The following is a 14,348-nucleotide window of genomic DNA, read 5'->3' as shown; positions in this document are numbered from 1 at the left end:
GCCGAGATCGATCACGGCATTGGTCGTGGCCGCGCCCAGGGTGACCGTGTCGGCGGCGCTGCCGCCCGTGATCACCTCGGTGTTGAGCACAGTCACCGTGTTCGGCCCCGCAGAGGACAGGGTGAGCCGGTCGGAGCCCGCGCCGAGGTCGATGGTCGCGCCGGAGATGGCGGTGGAGTAGGTGACGATGTCCGCCCCCGTCCCGCCTTGGACGACCTCGACATTCGCCACGGTCACCTGGTTCGAGCCATTGGCGAGGCGCAGCGTGTCACGCCCTGCACCCAGGTCGATGGTCGCGCCGGAGATGGCGGCGCCGAGCATGACCGTGTCGGCCTGGGTGCCGCCCTTGATCACCTCGGCATTGAAGACCACCAGCGTGTTCGGCCCGGCGGACGAAAGGGTGAGCGCGTCCCGGCCCGATCCCATGTCCACCGTGATCCCGTTCGCCACGCCAGACAGCGTGAACGTGTCATCGCGCGACGTGCCCGTGACCTTGGTCGCAGGCGCAACCACGCTGCCGGCCGGAACCTGGATGGAGGTGTCCGGGGCGGGAGCGGGCGCGGGGGCCGGTGCAGTGGGCGTGGTGGGCGCAGGCGCGGTCGGTGCCGGCGCAGTGGGGACAGTCGTGCCAGCCCCGGTGCTCGACCAGCTCACCTCGCTGTACACGCCCGGCAGGGTAACCGCGTAGGCGATATTCTTTGTGTAGTCGGCGAGGCTGGTCCAGGGCGCCTTCGCCGCGATCAGCGCCTTGTAGATGGCCGCCGCAGTCTGGTTGCCCGTGAGCTCGTGGATGCCGGCCAGGGTCGACATGGCAAGGCGCGCATACTCGCCCTGGCTCTTGGTCCAGCCCGTGCCGTTGGACAGGCCCCGGGCAACGGTCTGGGCGCCGATCTCGGCCCAGGTGCTGTAGATGCGGCCCGTCGCGAGGTCGGAGATGGCGATGTTGTAGGCCGCCCCGTCATTCTGCGCGAAGCCGTTGTCTGCCTGCAGGAAGCGACCGACCAGGAAGTTTTCCTGCCACTTCAGGAAGGTGAGGGCGTCCGCATTGCCACGCGAGGCCGCGGCGATGGTCGTAGAAGCGAAGTAGTCCTGCTGCCAGGGCGGCAGAACGCCCGGGGTCCCATATTCGCCGAGCACCCAGCCATGAGCTTCGCCCTGGATCTTCGTCCACTCGGGGATCTTCGAGACCAGCCACTTCCAGTTCGCGTCAGCCGCGGCCTGGAAATAGGCCTTCTCAGGCGAGCCATCGGCAGCGGCAAAGGCCGCATTCTCCAGTTCGCGCAGCCCCCAAGCGCCGGAACGGATCTGTCCACCATTTACCACGATATCCTGCGCGTTGCCGCGCGGCGAAGGCCAAGTGGAAATGATGTTGAACGACGCCTGCGACATCAGATTGTCGTAGATCCAGCGCTCGCCGGTCTGCACGTAGGGATAGAAGGACAGTTCCGGCTGGTGAGCCCGGTCCACGCTCCACCCCGTGCTGCCGACGAGTTGGGTGAGCTTCGTTGCGGTGGACGTGGTGTCGGTCCCCGCGCCGTAGCGGCTGTCGGTCCAGAGCTTGGGGTAGTTGTCCGTGTTGACCCAGGTACCGTTCTTCGCGTCCCAGAAATGCCATGGCACGGCGCCCGCCGCCTCGGCCTGGCCGAGCGCGTAGGTCGCGGCGCGAATGTCCTGCGAGATGACCCAGGCCGCGTTGGCGGCCGTGAGCATGCCGATATCCTCGCGGCCGCCGGTCTGCGGGAAGGTCTGCGTCACGCCATTGGCGGCGAGGGGCGCGTTCCAGCCGGAAGCCTGCGTGGCGGTGTAATAAGTCGCCAGCTTCGTCTCGGCGACGTTGATCGAAAGGTCATAGGCCGCGACGGCGCCGCTCTTCTCGAGATAGGCGCTGTCATGGGCGATGTTCAGCCAGCCCTTGGTCGGGCCGCCGATGCTCTGACCGCCGTCGGAATCGCTGCTCGCGAACTCCTTGTGCCAGCGCTGGTACTGCCCCTGGTTCAGGGAGCCGGAATGCACCACCGCCCCGTCCAGGCGGATCGTCGTGCTGTAGCTCACCGCGCCGCCGGAGAGGGACATTGCGATGTCGTTGGCGAAGGTCGCATCGACCGAGATTTCGCCATTGGCGAAGCCGGTAACGTCGAACACCATGCGCATGGAGCCGCCGACAGGCACCTCGACACGGGCCTGGGTCGCGTTGACGCCTTGCTGCCAGAAGGAAGCGGTGCCGTTGGCCAGCGCCGCCTTCAGCGCCGCCATCACGTCGATGGTCTGGCTCGCACCGCCCGTCGGGGCGTAGTCCACCGTGAAGCTGTGCGCGGAAGCGATCTTCGCGAGGTCGACAGCCGGGCCGGAAGCCGCGGTGCCCTTGGCGATGACGACACCGACATCGGCACCAGGCGCGATGTCAGGCCGCGCGAAGGACAGCACGGCCATCTTCGCCGAGCCATCCGGCCAAGTGGACTTCACATCGACCTGCAGCGCGACGGTGCTCCCGCCGACCTGCGCCACGAGACCCGTCCCACTGGGAACGTCGCCCTGTTTGAAGACTTGCCCGAGAGTGACAATGCCAGATTTGAGAGTCTGGGCTCCGGCGTTTTCAAGCGACAGTGCAACGATACCGCCGGCGCCGAGCGCCGGAAGGGACAGTAGGCTCATTTTGGTCTCTCCGCGGATGTTATCCGTCGTTACCTTTTTCAGAAAGTCAGAGAAGCTTTCCGAAACATGCTGTAACGAGGAAGAATTTGGATATGCAAATTGGATGGAAACCCTCCCGGTATGGGAGAGGCATGGGCATCACGATTTGCGGTTATCCAAACGTTCATGATCCCTCCGGACAGCAGCCCCACCCTGGGGTGCTTTCATCCTGCGGCAGCAAAGCCCAGTCATTGATACAACCAGAGCGTGTGCCGCGAGTGAGTTTGTGCCGGAGTATTGGGTCCAATGAAACTCGGGAGATTCCCTTACGGTTCAATCCTTAAGAATAAGTATCAAAATCCATTCTATATTCTAGAATAATATTGCCGGCATCGTCGGCTAGACGCGCCCAATCATGCGGCGAGTCACGGCAGCCCAGGCGAAGGGCGAGGGCCACTGCGCCCACTCCACCCATTCGAGCGGTTGCGAGATTCCGCCCAAATTTCGCTTGTAGCGCTGGTCACCGGCGAGGAAGTCATACTCACGATCTCCTCGCGAAGCGGCCTGCTGGATCGCGAGCGCATGTGCGAGCAGGCCTGGCTTTTCCTGTGGTGCGAGGTCGGCATCCATGAAGCCGCTCTGGTAGGCGAGGACGCGCCCCTTGTGGCGGAAGTTGTAGAGGTAGCCGACTTCATCGGGACCCGCACTCAGACGAAGCAACTCCGTCTCACCACGCAAGAAGCCGCGGCCAAGCAGGCTTCGATGGAAGCGCAGGAAGGAGGGGGCTGCGAACGCCCCTGGCTTTCCGCGCCGGTTCCAACTTGCCGTGTGCAGTTCGGCGAGGCGCGAGAGCCAAGTCTCTGCTTCGTCCAGGCTGGCAGCCTCTTCCAAGCGCACTGCGCCCCGCTTCCCATAGGCGCGGAGGGACCGCCGGATCTGCTGGCGTGTATTCGCGCTGACCAGGCTGAGCGGGTCGCCGCCAGCTTGGCGTATCGGCTCCAGCTCGAGCACGGGTGCAGGCACCGTGCGTCGCCGCCACGCCAGACCGGTCTGGGGCAGGCAACCGGCGACGACACCAGGAAGGACGAGCCGGCCCCATCCTGTGCGGCGAAGCGCCGCCTCCATCATGGAGCGGCCAAGCGCCATTGGCGCGTCAGAGGCGAGGAGCGGGCCATTGCGCTCGACGTAGACGGAGTCGAGCATGGGGTCGCCGCTCTGGTGCAGGTGCCAAGCCAAGCGCTGGCGGTTTAACAAGGCTAGCCCAACCAGCTGTCCGTGTGCCTCGGCGCGGACAAGCCATGGATTGGTCCATCGGAGCGGTGCTTCGCAACCCAGCCATGTCCAACTCTGGAAGAAGGAGCCATCAGATCGCCCCTCCAAGCCCCGCCATTCGAGTTCCAATCCATACGATAACCGGATCGGAACCACTTCGATCCGGGCGGGGAAGGGGTCTGAAAGTGGCATGACTTGTCCTGCCACGCGGCAGGAGCGGGAGCAACAAACCCAGCGTCCAGTGCCTTACAGCGGGCTACAAGCTCGTGAGGATTCCAGGCAATCCGCTGAATACAAAGGGCAAATCGCCCTGGCATGGGTCGTGCATGGTTTGCGGCAGGACCCGGTCACGGTGCCGCAAAATTCCTTTGACTGGTTAGCAAACCAAGGCAAAGGGACGAAAAAATCAGATTCTGAAGCAAGCGGTACTGGGCCTCGCTCTTCTGGCGGCGCCTGTGGCAGTGCATGCCGCACCCCTGACGGGCTCGATCGACTTCGGCGGCCTGTTCCAGGGCGTCGACGGCAGCGGCACCAATGTCCGCCTCGCCGACGCCGTGGCCGTCGACTTCTGCGCCAACGTGGTCGGCAACTGCGTCACCGGCGCGGGCGGCGCCTTCACCGTGGACGCGGTCAGCACCGGCAGCAACATGCCCGTCTCGGTGGGCGATGTCGGCACGATCCAGGACTTCAACTTCGCCGCCTTCGCAGGCCCGATCGCCAACTTCTTCACGGTGGGCGGCCTGTCCTTCGACTTGAGCGCGATCACCGCGACGTAGTTCACCGTCCCGCCGCTGCCCCCGGGCACCAGCCCCACCGACTACCTCTTGATCAGCGGCATCGGCACGCTGCGCGCGGCGGGCTTTGATCCCACCCCTGGCACCTTCACCTTCTCCGGCCAGACCGATGGCGTGAACCTCACGGGCACCTTCACCTTCTCCGGTGGCGCGGCTGCGCTTCCGGTGCCCGCGCCGGCCGGGCTTGCCCTGCTGGGTGCTGGCCTGCTCGGCCTCGGCCTCGTCCGCCGCAAGGCCGCCTGACGCCGCTCCGGGCGCCCCGTGCGGGCACCCGGACAGCGCTATTGCCAGCCGTACTTCTCACGGGGACCGGCCGGTTCCGTTCTCAGGCCTCGCGCTGCGCGGCGATCAGGAACTCGCGGTTGCCCTCGGGGCCCAGGATGGGCGAGGGCTCGATGCCCAGGACGCGCCAGCCCGGCAGCGCCGCCCACCAGGACGAGATTTCCGCACACACCGCGTCATGCACCGCGGCGTCGCGCACCACGCCGCCCTTTGCAATCGCGGGTCCAACCTCGAATTGCGGCTTGATCAGCGCGATTGCCCAGGCGCCTGGGCTACAGAAGCCGAGGGCGGCAGGCAGGACGGTGCGCAATCCGATGAAGGAGGCGTCGCAGACCAGCGCGCCAAGTTCCGGCAGGTCGTTCGGCTTCAGGTGGCGGGCATTCACCCGCTCCATCACCACGATGCGTGGGTCGTTGCGCAGCTTCCAGGCCAGCTGCCCGTGTCCGACATCCAGCGCGAAGACCCGCGCAGCGCCATGATGCAGCAGTACGTCGGTGAAGCCGCCTGTCGAGGCGCCAAGATCCAGGCAGGTCAGCCCTTCCGGGGAGAGGCCGAAATGCGCGATCCCGTGGGCCAGCTTCACCCCACCGCGCGACACCCATGGATGGTCCTGGCCGCGCAGTTCGAGCGCCATCCCCTCAGGAATGGCGTCACCCGGCTTCTCGATGCGGCGTTCGCCGGAAAACACAAGCCCGGCCATGATCAGCGCCTGGGCGCGGGTGCGGCTCTCCGCCAGCCCGCGCTCGACGAGGGCGAGGTCGGCGCGCTGCCCCTTGGCGCGCGCGCCCTTGCCCCCGCCCATCGCGTTCTCAGGCCGTCGCGGAGACGGCCAGCGCCTCGCGCCCCAGCGCGGCCAGGACGGTCTGCGTGATCTGCGGCGCGTTCAGCCCGGCGACGTCGTACTGCTTGCGCGGGTTTTCGTGGTCGATCCAGATGTCGGGAAGCACCAGGGGCCGCAGCTTCAGGCCGCGATCCAGCAGGCCACGCGTGGCGAGGTGATGCATCACCAGCCCGCCGAACCCGTTCACCGAGCCTTCCTCGATGGTGATCAGCACCTCGTGCTCGCGCGCCAGCCGCTCGACCAGATCCGTGTCCAGCGGCTTGGCGAAGCGCGCATCGGCGACGGTGGTCGAGAGGCCGAAGGTGGCGAGGTCATCCGCCGCCTTCAGGCATTCCTGCAGCCGCGCGCCATAGGAAAGGATGGCGACCTTGGTGCCCTCGCGCAGCACGCGGCCCTTGCCGATGGGCAGCGGCGTGCCGCGCGCCGGCACCGGCTCCAGCCCGAAGCCCTCGCCGCGCGGGTAGCGCACGCCGGAGGGGCCGTCATCGATGGCAGCCATGGTAGCGACCATGTGCGCCAGCTCCACCTCATCCGCCGCGGCCATCAGCGTGAAGCCGGGCAGGCAGCCGAGATAAGCGATGTCGAAGGAGCCTGCATGGGTGGCGCCGTCCGCGCCCACCAGCCCCGCCCGGTCCATGCCGAAGCGCACCGGCAGTGATTGCAGCGCCACGTCGTGCACCACCTGGTCGTAGCCGCGCTGGAGGAAGGTGGAATAGATCGCGCAGAAGGGCTTCATCCCTTCCGTTGCCATGCCGGCGGCAAAGGTCACGGCGTGCTGCTCGGCGATGCCCACGTCGAAGCAGCGCTTCGGGAACTTCTTGGCGAAGAGGTCGAGCCCCGTGCCGGACGGCATGGCCGCGTTCACCGCCACCACGCGCTCATCGGCCTCGGCCTCGGCGATCAGGGCCTGGGCGAAGACCTTGGTGTAGGAGGGCGGGCCGGGCGGGGCCTTCTGCTGCTCCCCGGTCACGACGTTGAACTTCACGACGCCGTGATACTTGTCGGCGCTGGCCTCGGCCGGCGCGTAGCCCTTGCCCTTCTGCGTCACGGCATGAAGCAGGAACGGACCCTGATGCCCGGAATCGCGCAGGTTCCGCAGCACGGGCAGCAGGTGGTCCAGATTATGGCCGTCCACCGGGCCCACGTAGAGGAACCCCATCTCCTCGAAGAGGGTCCCGCCGGTCAGCAATCCGCGCGCATACTCGTCGGCTCGGGCGGCGGCGCGCTGGAGAGGCGCGGGGAAGGCCTTGGCCATCTTTGCCATGAAGTCCCGCACCGACAGGAAGGGGCGGGAGGAGATGGTCCGCGACAGATAGGCCGACATGGCGCCGACCGGCGGCGCGATGCTCATGTCGTTGTCGTTCAGGATGACGATGAGGTTGGACTTCAGCGAGCCCGCATTGTTCATCGCCTCATAGGCCATGCCGGCGGACATGGAGCCGTCGCCGATCACGGCGATGACGTGGTTGTTGTCGCCCTTCAGGTCGCGCGCAACCGCCATGCCCAGCCCGGCCGAGATGGAGGTGGAGGAGTGCGCGGCACCGAACGGGTCGTATTCGCTCTCGGCGCGGCGAGTGAAGCCGGACAACCCGCCGCCCTGGCGCAATGTGCGGATGCGGTCGCGTCGCCCGGTCAGGATCTTGTGGGGGTAGGCCTGATGGCCCACGTCCCAGATCAGCCGGTCCTTCGGCGTGTCGAACACCGCATGGACCGCGACGGTCAGCTCCACCACGCCGAGCGAGGCGCCGAGATGCCCGCCCGTGACGGAGACGGCAGAGATCGTCTCGGCGCGCACCTCGTCGGCCAGCTGCTTCAGCTGCTCGTTGGAGAAGTTCTTCATGTCCGCGGGGACGCGCACGCGGTCCAGCAGCGGGGTGGCGGGACGGTCGTGCATCAGTTCCTCCGCTCGATCACGAAGCCGGCGAGGCTTCGCAGCAGCCCGGCGCGGGAATCGAATGAATCCAGGTGGCCGCGCGCCTGCTCCACCAGCCTTTCGGCCTGGATGCGGGCGCGTTCGAGGCCCAGAAGGGAAACCAGGGTCGCCTTGCCGGCGCCTGCATCCTTGGCCGTCGCCTTGCCCATTTCCTCCGCCGTCGCGGTGGCATCCAGCAGGTCGTCGGCGATCTGGAAGGCGGCTCCCAGCTCGCGCCCATAGGCGGCAAGGGCGTGGCGCTGCGCCGGAGGGGCCTTGCCCAGCACCGCGCCCGCCTCGGCCGAGAACTCGATCAGCTTGCCGGTCTTGAGCAGCTGAAGGCGGCCGATTTGCGCCTCGTTCATCGGTGCCTCCGCCTGTTCGGCCAGCATGTCCAGCATCTGCCCGCCACACATGCCACGTGCGCCGGCGGCGCGGGCCAGGAGCCGCACCAACTCGATCCGCACCGCGGGATCGGGGTGGGTCTCCTCCTCTGCCAGAACGTGGAACGCCTGAGTTTGCAAGGCGTCGCCTGCGAGGATGGCCGTCGCCTCGTCGAAAGCCTTGTGGTTGGTCGGCTTGCCCCGGCGCATGTCATCGTCGTCCATGGCGGGCAGGTCGTCATGGATCAGGCTGTAGGCGTGCACCATCTCGATCGCGCAGGCGACTCGCAGCGCCGCTTGGCGGGAGACGTTGAACTGCCGCGCACCTTCCAGAACCAGGAAGCCGCGCAGCCGCTTGCCGCCGCCGATGGTGGAGTAGCGCATCGCCTCGTAGAGCCGCGCCTCGCCGCCCTCGGGGATCGGCAGGAGCCGGTCCAGCGCTGCGTCGATCTCCCCCGCGGCCTCGTTCATGGCCTCCGCGAGGGTGTGGACGGAAAGCCCGCCCGTTTGATGGTCCATACGGCTCTATTCCACGTCGCGGAGGGAAAGGCCGCTGCGTCCTTCCACCACCGCCTGAACCTTGGCCTCGGCCTCGGCCAGCTTCTGTTCGCAATGCCGGCGCAGCGCCGCGCCCCGTTCGTACTCGCCGATTGCCTCTGCCAGGGTGCTCCGACCCGCTTCCAGCGATCGGACGATCGCCTCGAGCTGGGACAGGGCTTCCTCGAAGGACAGGTTGGCCAACCCCTCCTTCTCCGTCTGGCCGGTCATCGACACACTCCCCCTCAAGCGACGCATCATAAAGGAGCGGAGGGGAAACCTAAACTCCGGGCCCTGGTCAAGATAGGCGCTGTGTCAGAACTGCAACAGAACCCGCACGTGGGCCGCCACGGAGGCTGCCAGGGCATCCAGATCGTAGCCCCCTTCGAGCAGGCTCACGACCCGCCCACCGCATTGCTCCTCGGCCAGGGCACAGATTTCGTTGGAGATCCATTCGAAATCCGCCTCGGTCAGGCGGAGCTGCGCCAGCGGGTCTCGCGCATGGGCGTCGAATCCGGCCGAGACGACGATCAGCTCCGGAGCGAAGGCGCGGATCGCGGGGAGGAGGTGGTTGGACCAGGCGGCGCGGAAGGCCTCGCCATTGGCGCCGGGGGGGAGGGGGGCGTTGACCACATTGCCGCAGCCCCGCTCATGCGCCGCCCCCGTGCCGGGATAGAGCGGCATCTGGTGCGAGGAGCAGAACAGGATGGAAGGGTCGTCCTTCACCACGTCCTGCGTGCCGTTGCCGTGGTGCACGTCGAAATCCAGGATCGCGACGCGGCCGATGCCGTGATTCGCCTGTGCCTCCCGCGCCGCGACTACGGCATTGGCGAAGAGGCAGAATCCCATGGGCCGGCGACGCTCCGCATGGTGGCCGGGCGGGCGGGTGGCGCAGAAGGCGCGGCGCACCCGGCCGGAGCAGACCTCGCCCGCCGCCATGGCCGCCGCCCCGGCCGCCAGCAGGGAGGCGCGTGCGGTGTGGGCATTCATGACCGTGTCGGCGTCGAGCGCGACATACTCGCCCTCGGCCGGGCGCACCCCCAGTAGGGCCTGCACGTAGGCCTCGGGATGGGCGCGGCGAAGCTGCTCCTCCGTGGCCTCCGGCGGCTCGTCGCGCAGCAGTGGGGCGAATTCCTCCGCATCCAGGGCGCGCCAGATCGCGCGCAGCCGATCCGGCGATTCCGGGTGTCCCTCGCCCATCTCGTGTAGGGCGCAGTCGCGGTGGGTCAGGTAGAGGACGGCCAATCAGCCCTCCGACTTCCGACGCAGGACGAAGCGCAGATGCCCTTCCTCCTCACCCCAGGCGAGAAGCTCGTGGCCCGTCTCCCCGGCGAAGGCGTGGAAATCCTTCACCGCTGCCGGGTCGGTGGCCAGCACCACCAGCTCGCCGCCCGGCTTCATCCCGCGCAGCGCCTTGTTCGCCTTGAGGACCGGGAGCGGGCAATGCAGGCCGCGGACATCGAGGGTGACGGGTTCCTCCATGCCGTATCGAACCACCGCCGGGGGCTGGACGGCAAGGGCGGGCGCGGCCAGCCTCCGCCGCCATGATGCGGATCGGCGTGGATCTCGGCGGCACCAAGACGGAGGTGGCAGCGCTGGACCGGGCAGGGCAGGTGCGGCTGCGGCAGCGCGTCCCCACCCCGCGCTCCTATGCCGGGGTGATCGAGACGGTGCGCGAACTGGTCGAGGGCGCGGAGGCCGAACTGGGCGAGGCAGGCACGGTGGGTGTCGGCATTCCCGGCAGCCTGTCGCCGGCCACCGGCCTCGTGCGCGGCGCCAACTCCACCTGGCTGAACGGGGGTCATCTCGCCGAGGACCTTTCCGCCGCGCTGCGCCGCGAGGTGCGCCTGTCCAACGACGCCAATTGCCTCGCCCTCTCCGAGGCGGCGGACGGGGCCGCACAAGGGGCGGGCAGCGTGTTCTGCGTCATCCTCGGCACGGGGGTCGGCGCGGGCATCGTGCTGGACGGTCGTATCCTGGAGGGCGCGAACCGCATCGCCGGGGAATGGGGCCACAACCCGCTGCCCTGGATGACGGCAGAGGAGCATCCCGGCCCGCAATGCTGGTGCGGCCAGCGCGGCTGCATCGAGACCTTCCTGTGCGGCCCTGCCCTGGCCGCCGATGCGGATGGGGAAGGGGCGCGCGACGCGTCCGGCCTGCCCAGCCGCACCGACCCGGCCGCCCACGCCGCCCTGGCGCGCCACGCGGACCGGTTGGCGCGGGCGCTGGCGCATGTGGTGAACCTGCTGGACCCCGAAGTGGTGGTGCTGGCGGGCGGATTGTCGAACATGGCGCATCTCTATGAGGAGGTTCCGCGCCTCCTGCCGCGCCACGTCTTCTCCGACGTGGTGCGCACGCGCATTGTCCCGGCGCGGCACGGCGACTCCTCCGGCGTGCTGGGGGCGGCCCGGCTCTGGTCCTGAGCTTCAACGAAGCGTCATTTGCCCCGCGCCACCCGGCGCATGAACATGGCGATGGGAGACCACCATCATGGACGAGACTGACGACATCGGCAGCAACCGCTCCACCGCGCCGGATATCGGCACGGTCATCTCCCGCCGCGCAGCGCTGCTGGGCGGACTGGCCGCGCTGGCAGCCCGGGAGGCAGGTGCTTCGGCCGCAGGGACGGGCCTTGGCTTCACGCCGCTCGCGCACCTCATGTCGCCGGAGGATGCAGTGGCGACGGGTCATCGGCGAGAGGTGGTGCTCCGCTGGGGCGACCCGGTGCTGCCCGGCGCGCCGCCATTCGACCCGCTGAACCAGACCGCCGAGGCACAGGCGCGGCAATTCGGCACCAATGTGGACTTCCTGGCCCTGCTTCCGGCGGAACGTGGCGGCACCACCGGGCGCCGCGCCCTGCTCTGGGCCAATCACGAATACGCCAGCACGAGCCTCATGTTCCCCGGCCTCGGCACGGGGCGGGAGGCGCGGTCGCGCGTCACCGCCGAGCAGGCGGCGGTGGAGATGGCGGCGCTCGGCGGCAGCGTGGTCGAGATGGAGTGGCGCGGCGGCACCTGGGTTCCCGATCCAGAGGGGGGGCTGAACCGGCGCATCACCGCCTCTACGCCGATGGAGATTCGGGGCCCGGCTGCGGGCCACCCGCGCATGCGGACCTCGGAGGACCCGGAGGGTCGGCGCGTCCTCGGCATGCTGTGCAATTGCGGCGGCGGCGTCACGCCCTGGGGCACGGTGTTGACCTGCGAGGAGAACATCAACGTCTTCTTCGGCGGCGAGGCCCAGGACGAGGCGCAGCGCGAGGCGCGCCGCCGCTACAACATCGTTGCCGACCCCTTCTACGCTTGGCACCGCCACGTCGCGCGCTTCAACCTGGCGCATGAGCCGAACGAGCCAAACCGCTTCGGCTGGGTGGTGGAGGTGGACCCCTACGATCCCCGCTCGACCCCGATCAAGCGCACCGCCCTGGGCCGCTTCAAGCACGAAGGGGCGGCCTCCGCCCTGACGCCGGATGGCCGCGTCGCGATCTACATGGGCGACGATGAGCGCTTCGAATACATCTACCGCTTCGTTTCCGCCCGCCCCTTCGACCCCGCGCATCCCGACTCCAACCGCCATCTTCTGGACGAGGGCACGCTCTCCGTTGCGCGCTTCGAGGCGGATGGCACGGTGCATTGGCTGCCCCTGGTTCATGGCGAGGGGCCGCTGACCGAGGCAAATGGCTTCGGATCCCAGGCCGAGGTGTTGATCGAGACGCGCCGCGCCGCCGACCTCCTCGGCGCCACGCCGATGGACCGGCCCGAGGACGTGGAGGCCAACCTCGCCAGCGGCCGCGTCTATGCGCTGCTGACCAACAACTCGCGCCGCGCCGCCGAGCGGGTGGACCCCGCCAATCCGCGCGGCCCCAACCCGCATGGCCACGTGATCGAGATGGTGCCCCCAGGTGTCCCGGAGCGCCCGGATCATGCCGCGCCGGTCATGCGCTGGAACCTGTTCCTGCGCGGCGGCCGGCCCGAGGCGGAGGCCGGGGCGGAATACCACCGCGCCGCGAACGGGGAGGGGAATTGGCTGTCCTGTCCCGACAACTGCGCCTTCGACGGCAAGGGCCGTATCTGGATCGCCACCGACGGGGCCGGCCCGGCGGCCGGGATGGCAGACGGGCTTTTTGCCGCCGAGACGGAAGGCGAGGCCCGCGCCTTGCCGCGCTTGTTCTACCGGGCGCCCATCGGCGCTGAGGTGTGCGGCCCGGTGATCGAGGCGGGCGAGCGCAGCATCCTCCTGGCCGTGCAGCATCCAGGGGAAGCTTCGGGTTCTTCCTTCGACCGCCCCGCGACGCGCTGGCCGGATTTCGCGGAGGGGATGCCGCCGCGCGCGTCGGTCGTGGTCATCACGCGCGAGGATGACGGCCCCATCGGTTGAAGCGCGCGCGGCGGGGGCGGATAATACCCCCGTGCCCGCCCTCTGCCGCGATTGCCTGTCCACCGCGCCCGGCGACGGGGCGTCCTGCGTCGCCTGCGGCGGGCGGCGCATCGTGCGCCATGACGAACTCTTCAGCCTGACCGTGGCGCATCTCGACTGCGATGCCTTCTATGCCAGCGTCGAGAAGCGCGACCGGCCGGAATTGGCGGCGAAGCCCGTGATCGTGGGCGGGCTGACGCGCGGCGTGGTGGCGGCGTGCTGCTACGTCGCCCGTACGCGCGGCGTCCGGTCCGCCATGCCCATGTTCCAGGCCCGCGCCCTCTGCCCCGATGCCGTGGTGATACGCCCCGAGATGGCGAAGTACGTGCAGGAAGCCCGGCGCATCCGCGCGATGATGGAGAAGCTGACGCCGCTGGTGCAGCCGCTCTCCATCGACGAGGCGGTGCTGGATCTGCGCGGGACGGAGGCGCTGCACCGCGCGCCGCCCGCGGTGACGCTGGCGCGGCTGGCGCAGCAGGTGGAGCGGGAGGTCGGTGTAACCGTCTCGATCGGCCTCGCGGCGAACCGGCTGATGGCGAAGCTGGCAGCCGGCCGGGACAAGCCGCGCGGCTTTGCCGTGATCGGGGCGGAGGAGGCCGCCTCCTGGCTGGCGCCGGAACCGGTCGGGCTGCTGCCCGGAATCGGCCCGGCGGCGGTGCGGCGCCTCGCCGCGCTCGGCATCACGCGGCTTGGGCAGTTGGCCGCGCTCGATGCGCGCTCCGCCCTGGCGCGGCTGGGGCCGGAGGGGCCGGAACTCGCCGCCCGCGCCCGTGGCGAGGACCCGCGCCCGGTCAGCCCGGACCGCGAGACGCGCAGCATCAGCGCCGAGACCACCTTCGACACCGACCTTTCGACGGTCGAGGCGCTGGAGGCGCCGCTCTGGCGCCTATGCGAGAAGCTGGCCCGTCGCCTCGCCGCCAAGGGCTTCGCGACCGGTGGCGTGGTGCTGAAGCTCAAGACCGCGCGCTTCGAGACGCGCAGCCGCGTCGGGCGCCTCGCCGCCGCGACGCAGGTGCCCGAGACGCTGTTCGAGGTGGCGCGCGCCCTCCTGCGGCGCGAGGCGGATGGCACGCCCTTCCGCCTGATCGGCGTCGGCGCCAGCCCGCTGATGCCGGCGGAGGGCGCCGATGCGGGCGACCTAGCCGACCCGGAGGCGCCGCGCCGTGCCGCGCGCTGGCGCGCCATGGAAGCGCTGCGCGGCCGCTTCGGCGAGGCGGCGGTGCGGCAGGGACGATCGGGCAAGGATTGACTCCGCGCCCCGGACCTTTCGCTGCATGGCGCGC

Annotated in this window: 12 protein-coding genes and 1 pseudogene; 5 read left to right on the top strand and 8 right to left on the bottom strand. The window is 69.1% G+C overall.

What is annotated here, in order from left to right:
- Positions 1 to 2,505 (bottom strand): annotated as a pseudogene (locus JTJ31_RS20855) (hypothetical protein); the annotation flags it as partial.
- A 525-nt stretch (positions 2,506 to 3,030) separates the two neighbouring features.
- Positions 3,031 to 3,834 (bottom strand): GNAT family N-acetyltransferase, encoded by an 804-nt coding sequence (locus JTJ31_RS20850; RefSeq protein ID WP_207540670.1) that lies wholly within the window; start codon positions 3,832 to 3,834, stop codon positions 3,031 to 3,033.
- A gap of 524 nt (positions 3,835 to 4,358) precedes the next feature.
- Here JTJ31_RS20850 and JTJ31_RS20845 point away from each other — a divergent pair.
- Together JTJ31_RS20845 and JTJ31_RS20840 are read left to right on the top strand one after the other, a co-directional pair.
- Entirely contained in the window at positions 4,359 to 4,679 is a 321-nt protein-coding gene (locus JTJ31_RS20845; protein ID WP_207540669.1) for a hypothetical protein, read from the top strand.
- A gap of 48 nt (positions 4,680 to 4,727) precedes the next feature.
- Positions 4,728 to 4,940 (top strand): PEP-CTERM sorting domain-containing protein, encoded by a 213-nt coding sequence (locus JTJ31_RS20840; RefSeq protein ID WP_207540668.1) that lies wholly within the window; start codon positions 4,728 to 4,730, stop codon positions 4,938 to 4,940.
- A gap of 82 nt (positions 4,941 to 5,022) precedes the next feature.
- Here JTJ31_RS20840 and JTJ31_RS20835 read toward each other — a convergent pair whose 3' ends face one another.
- From JTJ31_RS20835 to JTJ31_RS20810, 6 genes are all read right to left on the bottom strand, one after another.
- Entirely contained in the window at positions 5,023 to 5,781 is a 759-nt protein-coding gene (locus JTJ31_RS20835) for a TlyA family RNA methyltransferase (RefSeq protein WP_207540667.1), read from the bottom strand.
- A gap of 7 nt (positions 5,782 to 5,788) precedes the next feature.
- Positions 5,789 to 7,714: a 1-deoxy-D-xylulose-5-phosphate synthase gene (gene dxs, locus JTJ31_RS20830; protein ID WP_207540666.1), complete on the bottom strand. Its 1,926-nt coding sequence runs from the start codon at positions 7,712 to 7,714 to the stop codon at positions 5,789 to 5,791.
- Positions 7,714 to 8,634 carry a polyprenyl synthetase family protein gene (locus JTJ31_RS20825; protein WP_236020496.1) on the bottom strand — a complete coding sequence of 307 codons (921 nt, stop codon included), beginning with the start codon at positions 8,632 to 8,634 and terminating at the stop codon, positions 7,714 to 7,716. Before JTJ31_RS20825 ends, dxs begins: the two co-directional genes overlap by 1 nt.
- A 6-nt stretch (positions 8,635 to 8,640) precedes the next feature.
- Positions 8,641 to 8,883: an exodeoxyribonuclease VII small subunit gene (locus tag JTJ31_RS20820; protein WP_207540665.1), complete on the bottom strand. Its 243-nt coding sequence runs from the start codon at positions 8,881 to 8,883 to the stop codon at positions 8,641 to 8,643.
- 84 nt (positions 8,884 to 8,967) lie between these two features.
- The gene (locus JTJ31_RS20815) at positions 8,968 to 9,897 is read right to left on the bottom strand and encodes a histone deacetylase family protein (protein WP_207540664.1); all 930 of its coding nucleotides are present in this window, start codon (positions 9,895 to 9,897) and stop codon (positions 8,968 to 8,970) included.
- Positions 9,898 to 10,134, bottom strand: coding sequence for a sulfurtransferase TusA family protein (locus JTJ31_RS20810; protein ID WP_207540663.1), 237 nt, complete (start codon positions 10,132 to 10,134; stop codon positions 9,898 to 9,900).
- Between the two features lie 65 nt (positions 10,135 to 10,199).
- Here JTJ31_RS20810 and JTJ31_RS20805 point away from each other — a divergent pair, with 65 nt between their 5' ends.
- From JTJ31_RS20805 to JTJ31_RS20795, 3 genes are all read left to right on the top strand, one after another.
- Entirely contained in the window at positions 10,200 to 11,075 is an 876-nt protein-coding gene (locus tag JTJ31_RS20805; RefSeq protein ID WP_207540676.1) for an ROK family protein, read from the top strand.
- A gap of 67 nt (positions 11,076 to 11,142) precedes the next feature.
- Complete coding sequence (locus tag JTJ31_RS20800; protein ID WP_207540662.1) at positions 11,143 to 13,026, top strand: PhoX family protein; 1,884 nt, start codon at positions 11,143 to 11,145, stop codon at positions 13,024 to 13,026.
- Positions 13,027 to 13,057: 31 nt separating this feature from the next.
- A complete protein-coding gene (locus JTJ31_RS20795; protein WP_207540661.1) occupies positions 13,058 to 14,314 on the top strand; it encodes a DNA polymerase IV in 1,257 nt (418 codons plus the stop codon).
- Positions 14,315 to 14,348 lie beyond the last annotated feature (34 nt).

The sequence above is a fragment of the Sabulicella rubraurantiaca genome, from assembly GCF_017355885.1.
In the GTDB taxonomy this organism is placed as follows: Bacteria; Pseudomonadota; Alphaproteobacteria; order Acetobacterales; family Acetobacteraceae; genus Roseococcus; species Roseococcus rubraurantiacus.
The sequence above is the reverse complement of the archived record's forward strand: the minus strand, read 5'-3'. Positions and strand labels throughout refer to the sequence as shown.